This window comes from Microbacterium hydrocarbonoxydans (assembly GCF_023715885.1).
In the GTDB taxonomy this organism is placed as follows: domain Bacteria; phylum Actinomycetota; class Actinomycetes; order Actinomycetales; family Microbacteriaceae; genus Microbacterium; species Microbacterium hydrocarbonoxydans_C.
In genome coordinates this window covers 854,731-874,705 of the sequence record NZ_JAMBOY010000001.1, presented here as the reverse complement: position 1 = coordinate 874,705, position 19,975 = coordinate 854,731, and the positions used below count along the sequence as shown (strand labels likewise).

General features: G+C 69.1%; 18 protein-coding genes. 7 read left to right on the top strand and 11 right to left on the bottom strand.

What is annotated here, in order from left to right; all coding sequences use genetic code 11:
• Window positions 1–3: 3 nt before the first annotated feature.
• Window positions 4–2,460 carry a glycoside hydrolase family 2 protein gene (locus M3195_RS04115; protein ID WP_308211567.1) on the bottom strand — a complete coding sequence of 819 codons (2,457 nt, stop codon included), beginning with the start codon at window positions 2,458–2,460 and terminating at the stop codon, window positions 4–6.
• Window positions 2,461–2,717: 257 nt separating this feature from the next.
• Here M3195_RS04115 and M3195_RS04110 point away from each other — a divergent pair, with 257 nt between their 5' ends.
• The gene (locus tag M3195_RS04110; protein ID WP_251585273.1) at window positions 2,718–3,863 is read left to right on the top strand and encodes a YihY/virulence factor BrkB family protein; all 1,146 of its coding nucleotides are present in this window, start codon (window positions 2,718–2,720) and stop codon (window positions 3,861–3,863) included.
• Between the two features lie 64 nt (window positions 3,864–3,927).
• Window positions 3,928–4,125: a hypothetical protein gene (locus tag M3195_RS04105; RefSeq protein WP_251585272.1), complete on the top strand. Its 198-nt coding sequence runs from the start codon at window positions 3,928–3,930 to the stop codon at window positions 4,123–4,125.
• Between the two features lie 62 nt (window positions 4,126–4,187).
• Here the strand turns inward: M3195_RS04105 and hisD (M3195_RS04100) are convergent, their stop codons facing one another.
• Window positions 4,188–5,504 (bottom strand): histidinol dehydrogenase, encoded by a 1,317-nt coding sequence (hisD, locus tag M3195_RS04100; RefSeq protein ID WP_251585271.1) that lies wholly within the window; start codon window positions 5,502–5,504, stop codon window positions 4,188–4,190.
• 77 nt (window positions 5,505–5,581) lie between these two features.
• Between hisD (M3195_RS04100) and M3195_RS04095 the strand changes: the two genes are divergently transcribed.
• Complete coding sequence (locus M3195_RS04095) at window positions 5,582–6,508, top strand: LysR family transcriptional regulator (protein WP_251585270.1); 927 nt, start codon at window positions 5,582–5,584, stop codon at window positions 6,506–6,508.
• A 64-nt stretch (window positions 6,509–6,572) separates the two neighbouring features.
• Here M3195_RS04095 and M3195_RS04090 read toward each other — a convergent pair whose 3' ends face one another.
• The 3 genes from M3195_RS04090 to M3195_RS04080 form a co-directional block, all read right to left on the bottom strand.
• Entirely contained in the window at window positions 6,573–7,742 is a 1,170-nt protein-coding gene (locus M3195_RS04090; protein WP_251585269.1) for a cupin domain-containing protein, read from the bottom strand.
• Between the two features lie 31 nt (window positions 7,743–7,773).
• On the bottom strand, window positions 7,774–8,754 hold the full coding sequence (locus tag M3195_RS17065) for a nuclear transport factor 2 family protein (RefSeq protein WP_251585268.1): 981 nt from the start codon (window positions 8,752–8,754) through the stop codon (window positions 7,774–7,776).
• A gap of 220 nt (window positions 8,755–8,974) precedes the next feature.
• Window positions 8,975–9,976, bottom strand: a complete 1,002-nt coding sequence (locus M3195_RS04080) for a LacI family DNA-binding transcriptional regulator (protein ID WP_251585267.1) — start codon at window positions 9,974–9,976, stop codon at window positions 8,975–8,977.
• A 100-nt stretch (window positions 9,977–10,076) separates the two neighbouring features.
• Here M3195_RS04080 and hisD (M3195_RS04075) point away from each other — a divergent pair, with 100 nt between their 5' ends.
• From hisD (M3195_RS04075) to M3195_RS04065, 3 genes are read left to right on the top strand one after another with little or no spacing between them, the layout of a single operon-like run.
• The gene (gene hisD, locus M3195_RS04075; protein ID WP_251585266.1) at window positions 10,077–11,408 is read left to right on the top strand and encodes a histidinol dehydrogenase; all 1,332 of its coding nucleotides are present in this window, start codon (window positions 10,077–10,079) and stop codon (window positions 11,406–11,408) included.
• On the top strand, window positions 11,405–12,163 hold the full coding sequence (locus M3195_RS04070) for an SDR family NAD(P)-dependent oxidoreductase (protein ID WP_251585265.1): 759 nt from the start codon (window positions 11,405–11,407) through the stop codon (window positions 12,161–12,163). Before hisD (M3195_RS04075) ends, M3195_RS04070 begins: the two co-directional genes overlap by 4 nt.
• Window positions 12,160–12,903 (top strand): HpcH/HpaI aldolase family protein, encoded by a 744-nt coding sequence (locus M3195_RS04065; protein WP_251585264.1) that lies wholly within the window; start codon window positions 12,160–12,162, stop codon window positions 12,901–12,903. Before M3195_RS04070 ends, M3195_RS04065 begins: the two co-directional genes overlap by 4 nt.
• 90 nt (window positions 12,904–12,993) lie before the next feature.
• Here M3195_RS04065 and M3195_RS04060 read toward each other — a convergent pair whose 3' ends face one another.
• From M3195_RS04060 to M3195_RS04035, 6 genes are all read right to left on the bottom strand, one after another.
• Window positions 12,994–13,719 (bottom strand): alpha/beta fold hydrolase, encoded by a 726-nt coding sequence (locus tag M3195_RS04060; RefSeq protein WP_251585263.1) that lies wholly within the window; start codon window positions 13,717–13,719, stop codon window positions 12,994–12,996.
• Between the two features lies 1 nt (window position 13,720).
• Window positions 13,721–14,617 carry a carbohydrate ABC transporter permease gene (locus M3195_RS04055; RefSeq protein WP_251585262.1) on the bottom strand — a complete coding sequence of 299 codons (897 nt, stop codon included), beginning with the start codon at window positions 14,615–14,617 and terminating at the stop codon, window positions 13,721–13,723.
• A complete protein-coding gene (locus tag M3195_RS04050) occupies window positions 14,614–15,486 on the bottom strand; it encodes a carbohydrate ABC transporter permease (RefSeq protein ID WP_251585261.1) in 873 nt (290 codons plus the stop codon). The genes M3195_RS04055 and M3195_RS04050 overlap by 4 nt, the downstream gene beginning before the upstream one ends.
• Before the next feature lie 71 nt (window positions 15,487–15,557).
• Window positions 15,558–16,865, bottom strand: coding sequence for an ABC transporter substrate-binding protein (locus tag M3195_RS04045; protein WP_251585260.1), 1,308 nt, complete (start codon window positions 16,863–16,865; stop codon window positions 15,558–15,560).
• Between the two features lie 118 nt (window positions 16,866–16,983).
• On the bottom strand, window positions 16,984–17,625 hold the full coding sequence (locus M3195_RS04040) for an HAD family hydrolase (RefSeq protein WP_251585259.1): 642 nt from the start codon (window positions 17,623–17,625) through the stop codon (window positions 16,984–16,986).
• Window positions 17,622–18,311: a GntR family transcriptional regulator gene (locus tag M3195_RS04035; protein ID WP_251585258.1), complete on the bottom strand. Its 690-nt coding sequence runs from the start codon at window positions 18,309–18,311 to the stop codon at window positions 17,622–17,624. Before M3195_RS04035 ends, M3195_RS04040 begins: the two co-directional genes overlap by 4 nt.
• A 139-nt stretch (window positions 18,312–18,450) precedes the next feature.
• Here M3195_RS04035 and M3195_RS04030 point away from each other — a divergent pair, with 139 nt between their 5' ends.
• Entirely contained in the window at window positions 18,451–19,944 is a 1,494-nt protein-coding gene (locus M3195_RS04030; protein WP_251585257.1) for an APC family permease, read from the top strand.
• Window positions 19,945–19,975 lie beyond the last annotated feature (31 nt).

Sequence of the window (19,975 nt, the reverse complement as noted above, 5' to 3'; positions counted from 1 at the left end):
AACTCAGCCCTCTCGCTCGATCAGGTCATTCGTCGACCGCAGGACCAGCCGGTCGGAGAACGCCGCGACCTCGGCATCGGTTGCTCCGCGCACCGTGAATCGGGCCGTCTCCCCGGGGAGCAGCGTGACGAGCGCCTCGTCGGTCTCGGCCGCGGGGTCGATCCGGTCGACGAGCAGCGTGAGGTCGCGCACGAGCGTGCGCGCCGTGACGTCGACCGTCCAGCCGTCGTCCGTGCGCTCCGCGGAGACCTCGGTCGACGCCGCGGGCAGCGACGAGTCGCGCGGCTCGGCGAAGAACCACTCCGCGGTCGCCGCGCCGGCGCTGGCGCGGATCACCTCGGCCGCGGCATCCTGCGCTGTGGCGACGTCGGCGTCGAGGTAGACCCGCTCGATACCGCGAGCCGGGACGACGACCGACCAGGTCTGCTCGGCGAGCAACGCGCCGTCGAACGCGCGTCGGGCGATCGCGAACTCCGCCCGCCACTCCTCGTCGGTGTCGTTCGTGGCGGTGAGGGTCAGTCCCTCGGCGCCAGGCTGGATCGTCGTCAGGCGCGCAGCGTTCGCCGCACGCATCGCGAAGAGCAGCGGCTTACGATGGCCGTCACCGTCGACCGCGGCCCAGGAGGTGACCGGCCAGCAGTCGTTGAGCTGCCACGTGATCGTGCCGGTGTTGTACGGGGCGAGTGACCGCCACCACTCGATCGCCGTACGCACCGCCACCGCCTGATTGAGCGACATCGCCCAGTGCCAGTCATCCATGTCGTTCGGCAACGGCAGGTGCGGCACCAGGCCGTCGGTGAGCTTGTCGTTGCCGGTGATGGCCTTCTGGTGGACGATCATCCCCGGCGACTCGGGGGTGAGCGGGTCGTCGCCGATCGCCCTGGTCAGCGTGCTCCACGTCGGCGGTCCCTGCCACCCGAACTCCGCGACGAACCGGGGACGATGGTCGCGGTAGTGCGTCCAGTCCTTCTGGTTCCAGGTGTCCCAGACGTGCATGGTGCCGCGCTCCGCGGCATTCTGCCGGTCGTCACGGTCCGGGCTGAAGGGACTGCCCGGCGTGTAGGGCACGTGCGGGGCGAGTTCGCCGACGATTCCCGGCAACAGCTCGTAGTAGTACCCGGCACCCCAGGTGCGGCCGTCGAGCCGACCCTCCCAGCGCCACTCCTGTCGACCCCAGATGTTCTCGTTGTTGCCGTTGAGGACCACGAGCGACGGATGCGAGGCGAGGCGGATGACGGCGGCGCGGGCTTCGAGCTCGACCTCCGACCACAGGGGCTCGTCCTCCGAATACGCCGCGCATGCGAACAGGAAGTCCTGCCAGGTGAGCAATCCACGCTCGTCGCACTCGGCGTAGAAGTCGTCGGACTCGTAGATGCCGCCGCCCCACACCCGGATGAGGTTGAGTCCGGCGAACTCCGCCTGTGCCAGGCGCTCGGTATACCGCGTCCGGTCGACCCGGTGCGGGAAAGCGTCGTCGGGGATCCAGTTCGCGCCGCGGATCTCGATTACCCTGCCGTTGACGACGACGGCGAATCCGACGCCATCCGCGTCTTCCTCGAGCCGTGCCTCGGCCGAGCGGAAGCCGATGCGCCGAGAATGCTCGTCGATCGCCTCGCCCTCGCGCAGCAGAACCAGCATCGCCTCGTACAGCGGCTGTTCGCCGTGGCCGCGCGGCCACCAGAGCTCGGCCGACGGCACGTCGCCCTCGATCAGCACCGCACCGTCGCGCACCTCGGCCTCGAACTCGGCCTCGAACGCGGCGTCGGAGACGACGAGTCGGGCGCGCAGACCCTCGACGACTCCGTCGACGGACGCCGTGGCCCGCACCCGCGGCACGCCGTCAACGAGGTCGCCGGCGATCAGCGCATCGACGAGCCTCGCGCCCGACCAGCTCTCGACCGCGACGGGACGCCAGATGCCCGAGGTCGCGGTGTCGATGCCCCAGTCCCATCCGAAGCTGCACGCCATCTTGCGGATCGAGTTGTACGGGTGGTGATTGGCGTGCGGCCGGGCCCCGAGCGCGAGGCTCGCGGCGTCCGCGGCGCGGATCGGCGATCGGAACGCCACCTCCAGGTCGTTCCCGCCCGGTCGAAGCGCCGAGGTGACGTCGATGCGGTGCGGACGGTGCATGTTCTGGACACTCGCGATCTCGGCGCCGTTCAGGCGGATCGACGCGACGGTGTCCACACCGGCGAGCACGAGGTCGTGCCGCTCGGCATCCGACTCGCTCCAGTCGAACACGGTGCGGTAGGTCCAGTCGGTCAGCCCGATCCACGACAGCGTCTTCTCGTTCTCGTCGAGGTACGGGTCGGGGATGAGGCCAGCGGCGAGCAGGTCGGTGTGGATGCTGCCGGGAACCTGTGCGGGGATCGGTCCGGCCTCGGCGATCTCGCGGGGCACGGGGCCGCGCTCCGCGGATACGGTCCATCCGTCGTGCAGGGGTCGTCGGGAGACGGTCACAGGGGTGCCTTTCGTTCGCGCCATCGCGTGTGCGCGTCGTCGCGGTCGAGGGTGTGTCGCGGAGAAGACGCCGGAGCGTCGAAGGGTCCGCGCCACATCGTACTTGCGCCGCCGCGTTCACGACATCCGCCGAGCCGATCATGCACGCGCCCACATCTCGCGCGATCGCGCAACCCCCGTGTGATGCGCCCCCTCCTGGTCGTACGACGTAAGACCCGACGGACGCCCGTCCGGCGGGCGGACGTCGAGGAGGCATCATGGCGAAGGACAGGACCGACCGGGGCGGAACACGCACTGCGCCCGACCCCGAACGTGAGGACAAGCCGGACAGCCCCGGGGATCTCCAGAAGCGCTCCTGGAAGTATGTGCTCGTCAAGAGCATCCGCGAGTTCTCCGCTGATCAGTGCATGGACAGCGCGGCGGCCCTCACCTACTACGCGGTGCTGTCGATCTTCCCCGGGATGATCGCGGTGTTCTCTCTGCTCGGCGTCTTCGGTCAGGACGGAGCGGCGTCCGACGCCGTGCTGGGAATCCTCGGCGACATCGCCCCGAAGGAGACCGTCGACGCTCTGCGCGGACCGATCGAGCAGATCTCCCGGGCGCCGGGCGCCGGGCTCGCCTTGATCTCCGGCATCGTGCTCGCGCTGTGGTCGGCCTCAGGGTACGTCGGGGCGTTCAGCAGGGCGATGAACCGCATCTACGAGATCGAGGAGGGGCGGCCGTTCTGGAAGCTGCGGCCGATGCAGCTGCTCGTGACCGTCATCACCGTGGTGTCGCTCACGATCGTGGGCATCGTGCTCGTGCTCTCCGGAGATGTCGTGTCGGCGCTGGGATCCGCCATCGGAGCGAGTGACGCGGTGCAGATCGGGTGGAGCATCGCCAAGTGGCCGCTTCTGCTGTTCGTCGTCGTCTTCCTGGTCGCGGTGCTCTACTACGCGACCCCGAATGCGAAACAGCCCCGGTTCCGTTGGATCAGCGTGGGAGCCGTCGTCGCGATCATCGTGCTCGCGATCGCCACCTTGGGTTTCGTGCTGTACGTCACGACCTTCGCGAACTACGAGCGCACCTACGGGTCGATGGCCGGAGTGATCGTCTTCCTGCTCTGGCTGTGGATCGCCAATCTGGCGCTGCTGTTCGGCGCGGAGTTCGACGCCGAACTCGAGCGGGGCAGGCAGCTGCAGGGCGGGATAGCGGCCGAACAAGACATCCAGCTCCCCGCCCGTGATACGCGGCAGAGCGACAAGCGCGCCGAGAAGGAACGGAAGGACGTCGAGGAGGGCCGGCGCATCCGGCTGGAGAACGACGACGACCGCGACGGGCGACCCGACGGACGCGACGCGAAGGACGGCCCCGGAGACGACGGACGACCCTGGCACCGCGAACGGGACCGGTCAACCCCCTGACCCCCGTCCACAGGCGGACCTAGGGTCGTGACACACCACCGAACATCGAGCAGAGGAGGACGACATGAGCGATCCGTCGAACACGCAGGGCACCCCCGGTTCCGACGAAGAGGCCGACACGGCCTCGGGTGGCGCACCCGACGACACGGGCGACAAGCGCTACACGGGCGAGACCGACGCGGATGACGACACCGACCAGACCCTCGACGCCGAAACGACCGACGACGACGGCACGCCCGTCGAGAACCCCTCGGGCGGCTGAACGTCACACGCAGACGAAAAGCCCGCGTCATCGACGCGGGCTCTTCGTCTGCGTGCGGTTCGTCAGCCGAGGCGGGCGGTGCGCAGCGTCGCGGTCGCGCTGTGCGCGGCCATGCCTTCGGAGTCGGAGATCACCTGCACGGCATCCGCGAGCGCCGGGGTCGCCTCACGGCTGATGCGCTGGTAGGTGAGCGGCTTGAGGAAGCGCGAGACCGACAGCCCGGCGCTGTGCTTGGCGCCGCCGGCCGTGGGGAGCACGTGGTTCGTGCCCGCCATGCCCTTGTCGGAGTACGCCACCGTGCTCCACGGGCCGAGGAAGATCGAGCCGTAGTTGCGCAGGTTCTCGTGGTACCAGTCGTCGTCGGCCGTGAGGATCTCCAGGTGCTCTGGAGCCAGGTCGTCCATGAGGGCGACGGCGGTCTCGCGGTCCTTCGCGACCGTCACGACACCGTAGTCGCGCCACGCGGGCCCGGCGATCTCGGCCGTCGCGAGCGTCTCGAGCTGGCGGTCGATCTCGGCGATGACCGCGCGGCCGTGCTCCTCCGACGTCGTGATGAGCGCAGCTGGTGAATTCGGTCCGTGCTCGGCCTGGCCGAGCAGATCGGCGGCGACGAGTTCGGGATCGGCCGTCTCGTCGGAGATGACAGCGACCTCGCTCGGGCCCGCGAGGAGGTCGATCGCGACCGTGCCGAAGAGCTGACGCTTGGCCTCGGCGACGAAGGCGTTGCCCGCGCCGACCAGCATGTCGACGGGCAGCTCGCCCAGCAGGCCGTACGCCATGGCGGCGAGCGCCTGCACCCCGCCGATGACGAACACGCGGTCGACGCCGGAGAGATGCGCGGCGTACACCACGGCGTCGTTGGCTCCGCCGTCGGGCTGCGGGGGCGTGCAGGCGATCACGGTCGGCACGCCGGCGGCCTTCGCTACGCCCACGGTCATGAACGCGCTCGCGGTGAGGGGGAAGCGGCCGGCGGGCAGATAGGCGCCGACACGGGAGACCGGGATGTACTTCGCCCCGGTCACGAGACCGGGCACCAGCTCGGTCTCGAAGTCGGAGAGGTGCGAGCGCTGCTCGCGGGCGAAGGCCTGCGTGCGCTCAGCCCCGAGCTCGATCGCCTCGCGCAGGGCGGGATCGAGTCGCTCGCCACTGCTCGCGATCTGCTCGGGCGTGAGCTCGATGGCGGCGCCCTGGTAGTTGTCGAGCTTCCTCGCGTAGTCGAGCACGGCGTCCATGCCGCGCTCGCGGATGTCGGCGAGCATCGTCGTGACGGTCTCGATCACGGCGGGGTCGCGCTGCGCGGCCGGGGCGTCGACGCCAGGGGTCTTGAGGTGATGGAAGGCGCCCTCGTGGCGCGCGAGGACTGCAGGAGAGTAACGCATGCAGGAAGGTTAGATCGGCCGCAACCATCCGACAAGCCTGATGATCCGTACACTCGCATCGGGTTTACCATTGGGCTGTGACCATCACCCAGCTCACCGCCTTCCTCGCCGCCCTCGAACACGGCTCGTTCACCGCGGCCGCAGCGAGCCTGGGCATGACGCAGGCCTCCGTCTCGGAGCTCGTCGCCCGCCTCGAGCGCGAGCTCGACGCCACGCTCTTCGTCCGCGGCAGTCGTCGCCTCGTGCCGACAGCCGCCGCGCAGGAGTTGCGCCCGCACGCCGCCCAGGCCGTGAGCGCCGTGCAGAACGGCATCGACACGATCCACTCTCTGGCGTCGCTCGACCGCGGCATCTGCACCTTCGGGGTGCTGCGCAACGCGGCGTACTACGCGCTGGCCGACCTGGCGGAGACGTTCCACCATCGGCATCCGAATGTCCGGCTGCGACTGGTGGGCATCAACTCGGCTCACGTCGCGCGGTCCATCGCGCGGGGCGAGCTCGAGGCGGGTCTGCTCGTGCTGCCGATCGATGAGGACGGCCTCGAGGTCAAGCCGCTGTTCCGCGACGAGGTGCTCTACGTCTCCTCCACCCGCCCGGCCGGCAGAGGGCCGGTGACGATCTCGGAGGTCGCCGAGGCGAAGCTCGTGCTCTACGACGCCTTCGCCGGATGGGACGATCCGACGCGCAGGCAGCTGCTGGAGCGCGCCCGCCTGCAGGGTCTCACGATCGAGCCGTCGGTCGAGGTCGAGCACGTCGAGACCGCACTGAGCCTCGTCGCCGCGGGCACCGCAGACACCATCGTCTCGAGGTCGATCGCCGAGTCCGAGGGATTCCCCCCTGGCATCCGCACCTTCCCGTTCGCCGAGCCGATGCACGACACGATCGCGCTCGTGCAGCGCGAGGGCGTGCTGCTGTCGCCGGCGACGCGCAAGCTCGCCGAGCTCGCCGAGCGGATGCTGAGCGAGGCCCTCCCCGAGCACGCGGGGCGCACGCCGCTGCGGTGACCCGCACACGAGACGGGGCGCGAGGAGTCGCAGCTCCTCGCGCCCCGTCTGAAGGCGTCGCGACTCAGTCGTCTTCCGTGGCCGTGACCATCACGCCGAGCGGCGCGAGGTAGCCGTTGGGGTCGATCGTCCAGTCGGCGGCGGCTGCGGCCTCGACCACCTCGGGGGCCCATTCGAGGTACACACGGTCGTCGCCGCCGTTGATGACGAGCACCGTGCCGGAGCCGGTCTCGTCGCCCTCGACGCAGCGGTACTCCCGCCACGCACCCTCGGGGACCGAGAAGGTGTCGCCGGCTCCGAGGTTCACGGTCGTCGCCGGGTCGCCGTTGAGGGTGACCTCCCAGCGGCCGGTCTTGAACAGCAGCGCCTGCGTCTTGTCGTGCCGGTGGCGCAGCACACCCTGACCCGGCTCGGCCTTGACCCAGGCGAGGTTGAACGAGTGGGGCTCGTGCACGTTCGGCACCTGGCGACGGTTCTCGCTCATGCCGTAGCCGATCGCGGTGGCGAGCTCGACGCGGCCTCCGTCGACCGCCGCGCACAGCAGCGCCGCGGCGGAGTACCTGCGGTCGCCGGGCTGGATGACCCGCGAGCGCATGTCCTCGACCGAGTACTCGGTGAGCTCATCGATGTAGTGCTGCTTCATCGGCTTGATGAGCGCCACGTCGTCGGGCAGGACGTCGCCCGCGACCGTGTCGATCAGCTTGTTGTCGGCGGTGAGGTGCAGACCGTAGGACTCGGCCTCGCGCAGCACCGACGGACCCCAGATGATGCCCCCGTTGTCGTCGCGACCGAGCACCGTGTACAGGATGCCGTCATCCGGTCCCTCGTTCGTGAAGCCGCGGAAGATCCACGTGGGGATCGTGACGATGTCGCCGTCGTGGCTGATGTACTCGCCCTGCTTGCCGTCGACGCCCCAGCGCAGCCGGAACTCGCCGCCGAGGTTGATGAAGACCTCGGCGGTGAAGTGCAGGTGCAGGTTGTTCGAGATGCCGTTCGGCATGCCTGCGGCTCCCGTGTTGAACCCGTGGTTGACCTCGAGGTTCACGTACTGGCTGGCGTTCTGCGAGACGCCGGCGCCGATGAAGGAGTAGTTCTCCTTGCGGTCGGACCCCGGGGTGCGGCAGTCGATGAACGCCGAGTTGCACGGCACCCAGTCCGAACGACGGATGGTCCGGCGCTGGATCTCCTCGGTGTCGACGACGACGTCCGTCGTGCCCTCGATGACGGTACTCATTTCTTCTTCTCCCTTGTCGATCAGTGAATGATCAGTAGATGTTGGCGAAGGGCACCGGCTCGTCGCCCCGTGACCCTGCGATCTGCGCGCGGAGCGCGATGTCGTCCCACAGGCGCACCTCCTTGACGATGGCGCCGTTGTGGAAGGTGAACTGCGAGATGCCGATCAGGTCGACCGGCTTGCCGGTCAGCGGACCGTAGTTCGGCACGCCGTTGTAGTCGCCGACGAACTTCCACACGACCGCGACGCGGAGGCCCGCGTAGCGCACGTCGTAATTGGTCTGGATGTCGCGGATCTCGAACTGTCCGCCCGGGAACGACTCGAGCAGGCGCAGCAGCGCCCGGCGGTACCCCTCGGGGCGGATGATGGTGCGGTCGCCGACCGTGTGCAGCGTGAGGTCGCGATCGAAGTACTTCTCGACCTTCTGCAGATCGCGGTCGTTCCAGACGGTCTGGATCATGTCGAGGACGGTCTCGACCTCGGCGCGGTACTCGTCGGGGCGGACGCCCGAGTCGCCCTTCGCGATCGGGTCGGCCGGGGCGGGCTCGGTCCACGAGCCGGAGAAGCCGCGGAACGCCTGCGCCCGCGCCAGCTCGTCGAGGTCGTCACCGCGACGCAGCGCGCCGGCGAGCGTGTCGCGCACGACCCACTCCTCGACCATGCGGCCACGGCGGTAGAGGCAGTTCGCGATCGTGCGGCTCACGTACGGCGAGTGCAGATCGCCTGAGAGCACCAGGTGGGAGCTGAGGAAGGCGTCGTCACCGCGTGCCTCCCAGATGACATCCTCCGCCTGACCTGTGCGGTCCGGCGTCGCCGAGATCCGCATGAGCGAGCCCTCGATGACCTCCTGTCGCGTCGTGGAGGTGCCGAGCGCGCCGTGCACGATCGAGTCCGGCTCGTAGTTGTCGCGGATGAAACTGATCGACCGATCGACCCAGATGAGGTCGGTGACCTCGCGGATGAAGTCGTCGGGGTCTTTGTACGGCAGGTAGGCGACCGGGTCGAGAGACACGCTTTTCCACTCCTTCGAGATGCACGACTGCGGTTCATCGGTGATCGCACGTCGCGTGATCGTCAGTGTATGCGTATGCACAACGCGGCGCAAGCAGTCCGCCAGCGCACACGGTGGACATTCTTCGAGAACGGCGGATCCGGGGCGGGAACGGACGCGGGTGCCGGTGCCCGCTCGGACGCCGGGGCCCGGCGGCGCAGGAGCGAAGATGCCCGCGGGGTCAGCGCGCGGGAGCGGGTGCCAGCGTGCGGCGCGCGATGAAGGTCGACGCGAACCCGGACATCCGGATCTCGGCATCCGGTTCCTCGATGCGCCGGACGATGAGGTCGGCCGCAGCGCGCGCCATGCCGACGATGTCGTAGCCGACCGTAGCGAGGTCGATGATGGGCCACGCCGCCTCAGGAAGGTCGTCGAAGCCGATGATGGAGAGATCGTCGGGCACGCGCAGCCCGGCGCGATGAGCGGCGTTGAGCGCGCCGTACGCGACGACGTCGTTGCCGCAGAAGAGCACTGAGGGGCGGTCGGGTCCGGCGAGCAGCTCGGCCGCGGCCGCCTCGCCCTCGGCCGCGCCGTACGGGGTGCGGCGCACGTCACGCTCGTCGAGCTGCAGCCCCTCGGCGCTCAGGGCGTCTCGGAGCGACGCCTCCCGCCCCTGCGCCGTACTGGTGTTGCTCGGCCCGAGCACCGCGCCCATCCGCCGATGCCCGAGGGCGACGGCCGCGCGGACGGCCTCGCGATAGCCCGGCACGGAGTTCACGACCGCAGAGTCCGCGTCGACGAAGGACCCCGTGCGGTTGAAGTACACGAAAGGCAGCCCGCGATCGCGCAGCCGTACGGGGGCGACGGAGTCGACGGTCGTGGTGGCCAGGATGACTCCGTCGAGGCCGTTGGCGAGGAGCCGCTCGACGATCGTGTCGTTGTCGGCGGTCTCGGTGTGCAGCATCAACTGGTAGCCGAGGGCTTCGAGCTCGCGGTGCACCGGGGCGATGATGTGCGAGTAGAACTGGTTGTCGAGATCGGTGAGCAGCAACCCGATGCGGCGCGTGCGCCCGGAGGAGAGCGCCCGGCCGGCCTCGCTGGGCACGTATCCGAGCAGCTGCGCCGCTTCCCGCACCCGGAGCTTGGTGGCCTCCGACACCCGCGCGTCGTCGCGCAGGGCCCGCGACACCGTGGGCTGCGACACCCCGGCCAAGCGGGCAACATCCCGGCTCGTGACGACCATGTCAGGCCTCCCCCTCGATCTGTCGAATTCTACTGCCCTTGACGCTCGAATGCATACGCGGTCATAATCGGAGCATACGTATGCAACGAAAGGATGGGCCATGCCCCTGCATCTGAAGTCCGCGCCGACGAAGACGTTCGCGGACACCGCTCAGCAGGACGTCGCCGAACGGGTCCGGGGGATCATCGGGGACATCCGCGAGAACGGCGACGTCGCGGTCCGCCGCTATGCCGAGCAGTTCGACAAGTGGAGCCCCGAGTCGTACCGACTCTCCGACGCCCAGATCGACGAGATCATCGCCACTCTGCCGGAGCAGGTCATCCAGGACATCGAGTTCGTGCAGAGCCAGGTGCGCCGGTTCGCTCAGGCGCAGCGCGACTCGCTCGTCGACGTCGAGGTCGAGACGCTCCCCGGTGTCTTCCTCGGCCAGAAGCACGTGCCGGTGCAGGCCGCCGGCGCCTACATCCCGGGCGGCAAGTATCCGCTCACCGCCTCGGCCCACATGACGATCATCACCGCCAAGGTGGCCGGCGTGCCCCGCGTGGTCGCCTGCACCCCGCCCATCCGCGGCGAGATCCCCGCCGCGACGGTCGCGGCGATGAAGATGGCGGGCGCCGACGAGATCTACATCCTCGGCGGCGTGCAGGCGGTCGCGGCGATGGCTGTCGGCACGGATACGATCGCGCCGGTCAACATGATCGCCGGACCCGGCAACGCCTACGTCGCCGAGGCCAAGCGCCAGCTGTTCGGCGAGGTCGGCATCGACCTCTTCGCCGGCCCCACCGAGATCCTCATCGTCGCCGACGAGCACGCCGACCCCTTCTTCACCGCCGTGGATCTGCTGTCACAGGCCGAGCATGGCCCCGACTCCCCCGCCGTGCTGGTGACGACCTCTCGGAAGCTCGGCGAGGAGGTCATCGACTGGATCGAGAAGATCCTCCCCGGCATGTCGACGCGCGACTACGCCGGTCCCGCGTGGCGCGACTGGGGTCAGGTGATCGTCGCCGACGATCTCGACGAGGCGTACCGCATCGCCGACGACTTCGCCTTCGAGCACGTGCAGATCTTCACCGAGAACCCGCGCGAGGCACTGACGAAGATGCACGACTACGGCGCGCTGTTCCTCGGGGAGAACACCTGCGTCTCATACGGCGACAAGGTGATCGGCACGAACCACGTGCTCCCGACGCTCGGCGCGGCCCGCTACACGGGCGGGCTCTGGGTGGGCAAGTACCTCCGCACGGTGACGTACCAGGAGGTTCAGAACACCGAGTCCTCCGCGGAGCTCGGCGCCGTCTGCGGCCGCGCCGCCCGCGTCGAGCTGTTCGAGGGACACGCCCGCTCGGGCGATGCGCGCGCGTGGCGTCACGCCGGCACTCGGTTCGACTGGATCGACGAGAGCCACGCCGCGGTCGACGCGGTCGCACGATGACCGACCTCACCGGTCGCACGGCCGTGGTCACCGGCGGCGGGAGCGGACTCGGAGCGGCGATCGCCCGAGCCCTGCACGCCGCCGGTGCCGCGGTGGTCGTGGTGGGTCGCGACACGGCGAAGCTCGATGCGGTGGCCGGACAGCTCGGCGACCGCGTCCGAGCGCTCGCGTGCGACGTCGCGGACCCGGCGTCCGTCGACGCACTGCGCGACGCTCTCTCCGGCACCGAGGTGTCGATCCTCGTCAACAACGCCGGCATCCCCGGTCCGGTGGCGGCGCTCACCGACATCGACGTCGACGACTGGGACGAGGTCTTCAACGTCAACGTGCGCGGCACCTTCCTGCTGTGCAAGGCGCTGCTGCCGGGCATGGTCGAGCGGGGCGACGGCGACGTCATCAACGTGGCATCCGTCTCGGGCAAGCGCCCGCTCGCGCACCGCACGCCCTACTGCGCCTCGAAGATGGCAGTCATCGGGCTCACCTCGACCCTCGCGTTCGAGGTCGGACCGGCCGGCGTGCGCGTCAACACCCTCTCCCCCGGGCCGGTGCAGGGCCCGCGCATGGCCCGCAACTTCCGCCTCGAGGCTGAGCGGTCGGGCACATCCGTCGACGACGCAGAGCAGGCGTTCGTCTCGCGGGCGGCGCTGGGACGCATGGTGACCGAGGAGGAGGTCGGCGCGGCCGTCGTCGCGATGCTCGGGATGCCCGGCATGTGCGGCGCCGACGTCGACCTCTCGGCGGGAATGGTCGCATGAGTCCTTCGCTGCGGCAGCGCGCGAGCGCCGGTGAGAAGCTCTTCGGCGCTCTGCTGCGCATGCCTGCCGAGGAGACCGTCGAGATGCTGGCCGTCGCCGGCTTCGACTTCGTGCTGATCGACTGCGAGCACGGCCCGGCCGACATCGTCGCACTGCGCACTCACATCGCCCTGGCGGCCGTGCACGGCGTGCCCGTCATCGTGCGCGTCGGCGAGAAGGACCGCGGCCTCGTGCTGCGGGTGCTCGATCAGGGCGCGCAGGGGATCCTCGCCCCCCACCTCGACACCGCCGCGGATGCCGCCGACCTCGTCGATTCCGCGCTCTACCCGCCCGTCGGATCGCGCGGATTCGCCACCTACAGCCGTGCCGGCCGGTTCGGCGAGGTCGCGGCGGCCGATCACCGCGACTGGTGGCTCGAGAACACCCTCGTGCTCGGCATGATCGAATCCCCGCGCGGCGTCGCGAACGTCGAGGCCATAGTCGCGACACCGCGCCTCGACGGCATCATGATCGGCCCGGCCGACCTCGCCGCGGCATCCGGGTCCGACGATCTCCCGGTGGCGCAAGCCGTCGCGGTCGTCAACGAGGCGCTCGCGCGCACCGGTGCCCTGCGGATGGACATCGTGGGCACGAGGGATGCCGCGGCGGCGGCCTTCGCGGGCGGTGCCGACCTCGTGGTCTACAACCTCGCGTCGTCGCTCATGGCGCACCTCCGCGATCTGGCGGCGCCGACCCGCTGAGCTTCCGCAGGAGATCTCGCGCAACGAAGGACGCCGCCGCGGCATCCGTCCTTCGTTGCGTGTGATCTCCTGCAGTGCGCGCGACGCCGGTCATGCCACGGCGGCCGGCCGAACCCGCTGCGCGCACCACGAGCGCACCAGGTCGCCGAACTCGCGCGGGCGCTCGAGCGGCAGCAGGTGACCGGCGTCGAGCGACACCAGGCGGGCGCCGTCGATCTCGGTGACGATCTCGGTGTGGAAGTGCGGCGGGCAGATCACGTCGTCGAGTCCGGAGACGACGAGAGTCGGCATCCGCAGCGACGACAGGCGGGACAGCAGATCGACCCTCGTCAGCTGCAGCTGGAGCTGCCTGCGCAGCAGGTCGTCGCCCGTCTCGTCACCCATCCGCAGAGCGCGCTCGACCAGGTCGGGGCGTTCGGCGGCCAGGCGCCCGCCGAGCAACGGCTCGAGGATGCTCTGCTGCAGGGCCCGCGCGCTCGCGCCCGCATCGAGAGCGGCCAGCCAGTTCCTCCATCCGCCTCGCTGCGCATCCGTGGGCGCCTTGGCGTTCGTCGACACCAGGCACAGCCCGGCGACGCGGTGCGGAGCGGCGAGGGCGAGCGCCATGCCGACGATGCCGCCGAGCGAGTGCCCGACGATCACCGACTGCGCCGGCATCTCCGCGAGCAGCGAGTCGACCTGCGTGCGGAGCGAGGGACGATCCAGCTGCGGCTGGATCGCCCCTCCGTCCTCCGTGTCGAAGCCGGCCTCCGCCCACAGGTCTGCCGTGCAGTTCATGCCGGCGAGCAGCACCAGCTTCGGGGCGGATGCCGACACGTCAGCCCTTGACGGCGCCGTCGCTGAGGCCGGCGACGAGGTACTTCTGAGCGATGAACGCGATCACGAACACGGGGATCGTCAGCAGCATCGACGCGGCGCCCGCCTGTTGCAGCATCGGTAGGGTCTGCCCGAGCTGCGTCGCGATGAACACCGGCACCGTCTTCGACGAGGTGTCGGTGAGCACGAGCGCCGTGAGGTACTCCTGGAACGCGAACAGGAAGACGAAGATGCCGGCGGTGAGGATGCCGGGCCCCATCAGCGGGATCATGACGCGTCGCAGCATCCCGATCCGCGTGCAGCCGTCGATCATCGCCGCCTCGTCGAGCTCCCGCGGGATCTCGGCGAAGAAGTTGCGCAGCAGCCAGATCGTGAACGGCTGGTTGATGGCGACGAGGGCGATCGCGAGCGCGAAGGTCGTGTCGTAGATCCCGAGCGCACGGCTGATGTCGTACATCGGCAGCACGACGGAGAACCGCGGCAGTGCCCGGAAGATCAGGGCCAGCACGAGCAGGATCGCCGAGACGTAGCTGGGGAACCGCGACAGCGCATAGGCCGCAGGGATGCCGATCACGAGCGCGATCACGGTGGAGACGACCGCGACGACGAGGGTGTTGACGAGGTAATCGGCGAAGTAGGTCGTCTCCCAGAGGTCGACGAAGGCCTGCAGCGTGGGCTGGTAGTCCCAGAGCACGGGCGGGTTCGAGAACGCGACGTCGGTCGGCTTGGTGACCGACAGCGTCATCCAGATGAACGGGCTCAGCACGACCACGCAGAGGATGCCCAGCAGCAGCCCCGTGATGACGGGTGGGCGGTTGGGCCCGCCGCGACGGCGGCGCTTCGGTGCGCCGCGGGTGACGATGGCTCTCGTCGAGAGCTCGTTGGCGGTGAGACTCATCGTTCGGCCTTCGCTTCCTTGAAGATGCCCCGGATGAACGGGATCAGCATGATGAGGATCAGGAGGATGGTGAGCACGTTGATCGCGCTGCCGAGGCCGAGGTTCTCGGCGCCGTCGGCGAACGCCACGGAGTAGACGTAGAGCATGATCGACTCGTTGCCGATGTTCTGCGCCTGCGGCGACAGCGGGATCAGGTTGTCGAACATGCGCAGCACGTCCATGATCGTGATCAGGGTCACGAACCCGAGCACGCCGCGGATCGTCGGGATGATCACGCTGATGTGCGTCTGGAACGCGTTGGCTCCGTCGATCTTGGCCGCTTCCTTCAGTTCGTTCGGCACGCCCTGCAGCCCTGCGAGGATGATGAGCATCGCGAAGGGCAGCATGTGCCAGACCGTGTTCGCGATGACGAGGATCGCGTTGGGAACCTGGTCGGTGAACCACAGCACCTGCGTGCCGCCGAAGAATCCGATGAGGCGGTTCACGACGCCGCCGAAGTTGTCGTCGAAGAGCCACGAGAACGCGACAGCGCCCACGAGGTTCGGCAGCACGTACGAGACGAGCATGATGCCGAGCACCAGGGGGCGCGAGGTGGTGATGCGGTTGATGCCGGTGGCGATGATGTAGCCGAAGACCAGCAGGATGGCGGTGGTGATGACCGTGACCACCACCGTGAACACGACCGCCTTGTGGAAGCGCGGGTCGGTCAGGGCGTCTGTGAAGTTCTCCAGGCCGATGAACGTGCCCGGTGTGCCGTAGCGGACCTGCTCGAAGCTCCACTGCACCGTGCGCACCAGAGGGAGCACGAGAAGCGCCCCCATCACCAGCAGGCTCGGGAAGAAGAGCAGCCAGAACTCGCGTGCCTTCATATGCGTCCTCCCTTGGACGGACTGTGGCCTGAACTCGCGCTCAGGCCACAGTCATGACGTCGGTGCGTCGGTCAGCCGGCGATCTTCTCGCCGGCGGCCTGCATCTGGGCGAGTCCTTCGTCGACCGCGATCTGGCCGTTGAGGATCGAGACCAGGATGGGCCGGATCTCGTTGGTGATGTCGGCCGCGATCGGCGACACGACGGGCGGCATGGCGCTGGCGATCGAGTCGTTCGCCGCTGCGCCGTACGGGGAGTTCTTCTCCGTCACCATGCCCTCGCGCGCCGGGTAGGCGGCGGGAACGGATGCCTTCGACGCGTCCTCGCTGACGGCGGAGGCCATCATCTGGAAGAGCATGTCGTGGTCGAGCTTGGTGTTGAACGGGATCGACCAGCCGTCGATCGAGAGGCGGTTGTACGAGTACTCCGCGTCGGAGGTCACCTTCGGCGCCCCGGCGAAGCCGATCGAATCCGCGAACTTCGAGTTCGAGTCGAGCGTCAGGTCGAACATGCGACCGGAGAACATGATCGACATGGCCGCGGTGCCGTTGAACATCTGCTGCTGAACCTTGGGCTGATCGAACGTCGTGACCTGCGGATCCATGTACGGCTTGAGCGCGAGCATCGCCTCGACAGCCTGCTTGGCCTCGGGGGTGTCGAGCGTGACCTCGCCGTCGGCGGTGACGAAGTCGGCGCCGAGGGAGTTCATCGCGCCCTGGAATCCGGTGGTGACGTCGGCCGTGGCGAGCCAGGGCAGCGCGATCGGGTAGTCCATGAGGCCGGCGCCCTTGATCGCCTCGGCCGCGTCGATCATCTCGTCGAACGTCGTCGGGACCTCGAGGCCGAGGTCCTCGAAGATGTCGGTACGGTACGCCATGACGAACATCTGCGCCTGCATCGGGATCGCGTAGATGTCGCCGTCGTACGACATTCCCTCGACCATCGAGGGACTGATGTCGTCGAGACCGTAGTCGTCGGCGTACTTGTCCCACAGATCGTTCAGCGGGACGAGCTTCTCCTCCTCGCCGAACCCGGGGATCACGAAGCCGTACGTCTCGATGATGTCGTAGGTGCCGGTGTCGCCCGCGAGGGTCGCGGTGGTCTTCGTCACCTGGCCGCCGAAGTCGATCGGGTCGTGCTTCAGCGTCACGTCGTCGGTCGAGCAGCTCGACACCATCGTGTCGGTGAACGGGTCGATCGCGGAGGAGTTGTAGGCGAGGACGTTGACCGTCGTCTTGCCTTCGGGTGCCGTGTAGTCGCACGTCACCTTCGTCGAGTTCTCATTGTCGGTGCGGGAACCCGCGCCACAGCCGGCGAGGGCGACGATGCCCACGGCGACGAGTGCGAGTACCGGCAGTGCTCGGTGCTGTGTGTGTCCCATGTCGCTGATGGTATACGTATGCAGTCAAGTTAGGGAAGCCTATGTTTGAGCGAAGGCGGTAATTTGAATACGTATACTGCGCCAGGCCGGAGCGATCATCCTCCGTGGGCCCTGCCGGTCACCCGCGGAGCGGCCGGAACGGGACGTTGTGGCGTGCGAACTCCCTCGCCGAGCGGGGTCGGGCATCGACCAGCATCGTCCGTCCGCTCCGTCGGGCGAGCGGCAGGTCGCTCGACGAATCCGTGTAGAGCGTATCGATGCTCGCGCCCGGAAGAGCCTCTTCGAGCGTCTCGGCCTTGCGCTCGCCCACGTTGTGGTCGGCGAAGCGCGGACCGCGGGTGGAGTAGCGGAAGCGGGAGGCCAGCAGCGGCATCCCCCCGACGCCGAGAGCCTCCAGGTACGCCTCTGCGAGGGCGAGCTCGGTCGCGGTGGTCACGACGCCCACGCCGTCGGCGACCGCGCTGCGCAGCGCCGCCAGCACGTCCGGTCGCACGTTGTCGGGCCTTGCGGCGAGCTGCTGCGCGACCCGCACGGCGAGCCGCGTGTATTCGGACTCCGTCACCCCGGAGAGCACGACGTGCACGACGGCGCGGTTGCATCGGGGGCGCAGCGACCCGGCCGCCGGCGCGAGCGCTGCGGCGAGCGCGAGCACCGCGACGGGCAGGACGAGCCAGGGGCGCGTGCGGAGTCGCGCGAGCACCAGCGTGGCCATGGTGTCGGCGCGGCTGAGCACCCCGTCGAGGTCGAAGACCGTGATCACTCCGCGTCGACCGCCCGGTCGATGATGAGCGAGACCCGATCGGCGCGATAGAGGTCGACGGCGAACTCGAAACAGTCACCGGCCGCGAGGAACGTACGCCGCGTCAGCTGCAGTCCGCCCGCGGCACGACGCGTGCCGAGACGACGCGCGTCGTCGGCATCCAGCACCACCACCTCGAGCTCCGCCGAGGTGCGGGCGATGATGAGGTCGAACCGCGCGCGCAGCTCGTCCCACAGCGACCCGGCGAGGTCGCCGTCGAGCAGGCCCGGTACGAGATCGGCGCGGTAGTAGGTCGTCTCGACGGCGAGGGGCTCGTCGTTCGAGCGCCGCACGCGCCGGAGCGCGTAGACGGGCGAGCCGGCAGGGATGCCGAGCCCGGCCGCGACGGTCTCGTCGGCCGGTCGTTCCTCGGCCCAGAGGAGCTCGGCTCCCGGGTTGCCGCCCGCGCGGGCGATCTCCTGCGAGAACGAGCCGAGCCTCAAGCGCACGCGGGGTTCCGACACGAAGGTGCCGCGCGTCGCGTCGCGGTGCACACGGCCCTCGTTCTCGAGCACGCCCAGTGCACGGCGGAGCGTCATGCGGCTCACACCGAGCTCGACGCTCAGGTCGCGTTCCGCCGGCAGGGGCGTGCCGGGCGTGAGCTCACCGTCGTCGATGCGGCTGCGCAGCTCCCCGGCGATGCGCACGTAGGCGGGCTCGCCAGATTTCGCCCGTGTGAATTCTTCCGTCTCTCGCCTGCCCACCATTGACACGCTACTCGTGCCCGCTCTACCGTGCCTTGGTATAGACCAGTTGTATCCACCGCCGTCGAACGAAGGTCGAGTCATGGAAACACCCGAAGCTCCCATCGCCCCGCCCGCCGCCCCGACCGGCACCCGCATGAAGCGGGAGCTCGGGCTCTACGCATCCTTCGCCGTCGCCTTCGGATTCGTCTCGATCGCGACCGGCATCTTCACGACCTACGGGGCGGTACTCAACAGCAGCGGCCCCCGCGGCATCTGGGCCTGGCCAATCGCCGTCGTCGGTCAGACCATGGTCGCGCTCATCTTCGGCGCGCTCGCCGCCCGCATCCCGATCAGCGGCTACGCCTATCAGTGGGTGTCGCGCCTGGCCAACCCGATCCTCGGTTGGCTCACCGGGTGGATCTCGTTCGCGTTCCTCGTCGTCGTGGTGGTCGCGGTCGACTACACGATCGCCGCGACGATCCTGCCCGAGCTGTTCGGCTACGCGCCGAGCTCCGCCAACTGCTGGGTCATCACGGCCCTCGTGATGCTGCTGCAGGCGATCCTCGTCGCCCTGAGCACCAAGGTCACCAACCGCGTCAACGAGGTCGCCGTGACCGTGCAGATCATCGGCATGATCGGCATCACCGTGCTGCTGTTCGCCGTCGGTGCGGCGCTCGGGCGCCTCGACTTCTCGCAGCTGTTCGCCACGGCGCCCGTCGCCGAGGCGGGGTACTGGGACTTCGGCGGACTCACCGAGGCCGGCCCGTTCCCGCTCGCGTTCCTGCTCGGCGCGTTCACGATCGTCGGCTTCGAGTCGGCCGCGAACCTCGCCGAGGAGACGAAGAACCCGGAGCGTGTCATCCCCCGTGCCATGGTGCAGGCCGTCGTCGCCCTGGGTGTGCTGGGGATGCTGTTCCTCATCGCCGTGACCGCACTCGCGGGCGACACCGCGAAGCTCGCGGAGTCGGCGACCCCGGTGGCCACCGTCATCACCTCGGTGCTGGGCCCCGTGGTCGGGAAGATCCTGCTCGTGCTCGTCGTCATCTCGATCTTCTCGTGCGGCCTCGTCATCACGCTCAGCGGCACCCGCCTGATCTGGGCGATGTCGCGCGACGAGCGCTTCCCCGCCTGGCAGCTGCTCCGCCGCGTCAGCCGCAGCCGGCACACCCCGGTGGCGGCGACGCTCGGCTACCTCGTCATCACGCAGGCGATCCTCGCGATCTTCAGCGGCACGAGCGACGCGCTCTTCATCCTGTTCTCGGCGGCGACCCTGCTGCCGGCGATCATCTACGCGGGCACCGTGCTGCTGTACATCGTGAAGCGCCGCTCCCTTCCCGCGAGCGCGGGGTTCTCGCTCGGCCGGTGGGAGGTGCCGGTGCTGATCCTCGCCAGCGTCTGGCTCGTGTACGAGCTGCTCATCTTCCGAGACGTCTCGTTCGAGCAGCCGCGGCTGTACGTCGGCATCATGCTCGTGATCGGCATCGCGTACCTCGTGTATCTGCTCGCGACGCGCGGACGCCGCGGACTCACCATGCCCGACATGGCCGACGTCGACCGCACCTTCGACGACGACACCGCGTCCGCCTCCCGGTGAGACGCCCCTCCTCCAGAGAAATCAGCGAAAG

What these genes read in the sequence shown, in the direction of transcription:
- M3195_RS04110 (WP_251585273.1), top strand. Translation starts at nt 2,718, where the DNA reads ATGGCGAAGGACAGGACCGACCGGGGCGGAACACGCACTGCGCCCGAC.
- M3195_RS04105 (WP_251585272.1), top strand. Translation starts at nt 3,928, where the DNA reads ATGAGCGATCCGTCGAACACGCAGGGCACCCCCGGTTCCGACGAAGAG.
- hisD (WP_251585271.1), bottom strand. Translation starts at nt 5,504, where the DNA reads ATGCGTTACTCTCCTGCAGTCCTCGCGCGCCACGAGGGCGCCTTCCAT.
- M3195_RS04090 (WP_251585269.1), bottom strand. Translation starts at nt 7,742, where the DNA reads ATGAGTACCGTCATCGAGGGCACGACGGACGTCGTCGTCGACACCGAG.
- M3195_RS04080 (WP_251585267.1), bottom strand. Translation starts at nt 9,976, where the DNA reads ATGGTCGTCACGAGCCGGGATGTTGCCCGCTTGGCCGGGGTGTCGCAG.
- hisD (WP_251585266.1), top strand. Translation starts at nt 10,077, where the DNA reads ATGCCCCTGCATCTGAAGTCCGCGCCGACGAAGACGTTCGCGGACACC.
- M3195_RS04070 (WP_251585265.1), top strand. Translation starts at nt 11,405, where the DNA reads ATGACCGACCTCACCGGTCGCACGGCCGTGGTCACCGGCGGCGGGAGC.
- M3195_RS04065 (WP_251585264.1), top strand. Translation starts at nt 12,160, where the DNA reads ATGAGTCCTTCGCTGCGGCAGCGCGCGAGCGCCGGTGAGAAGCTCTTC.
- M3195_RS04055 (WP_251585262.1), bottom strand. Translation starts at nt 14,617, where the DNA reads ATGAGTCTCACCGCCAACGAGCTCTCGACGAGAGCCATCGTCACCCGC.
- M3195_RS04050 (WP_251585261.1), bottom strand. Translation starts at nt 15,486, where the DNA reads ATGAAGGCACGCGAGTTCTGGCTGCTCTTCTTCCCGAGCCTGCTGGTG.
- M3195_RS04045 (WP_251585260.1), bottom strand. Translation starts at nt 16,865, where the DNA reads ATGGGACACACACAGCACCGAGCACTGCCGGTACTCGCACTCGTCGCC.
- M3195_RS04030 (WP_251585257.1), top strand. Translation starts at nt 18,451, where the DNA reads ATGGAAACACCCGAAGCTCCCATCGCCCCGCCCGCCGCCCCGACCGGC.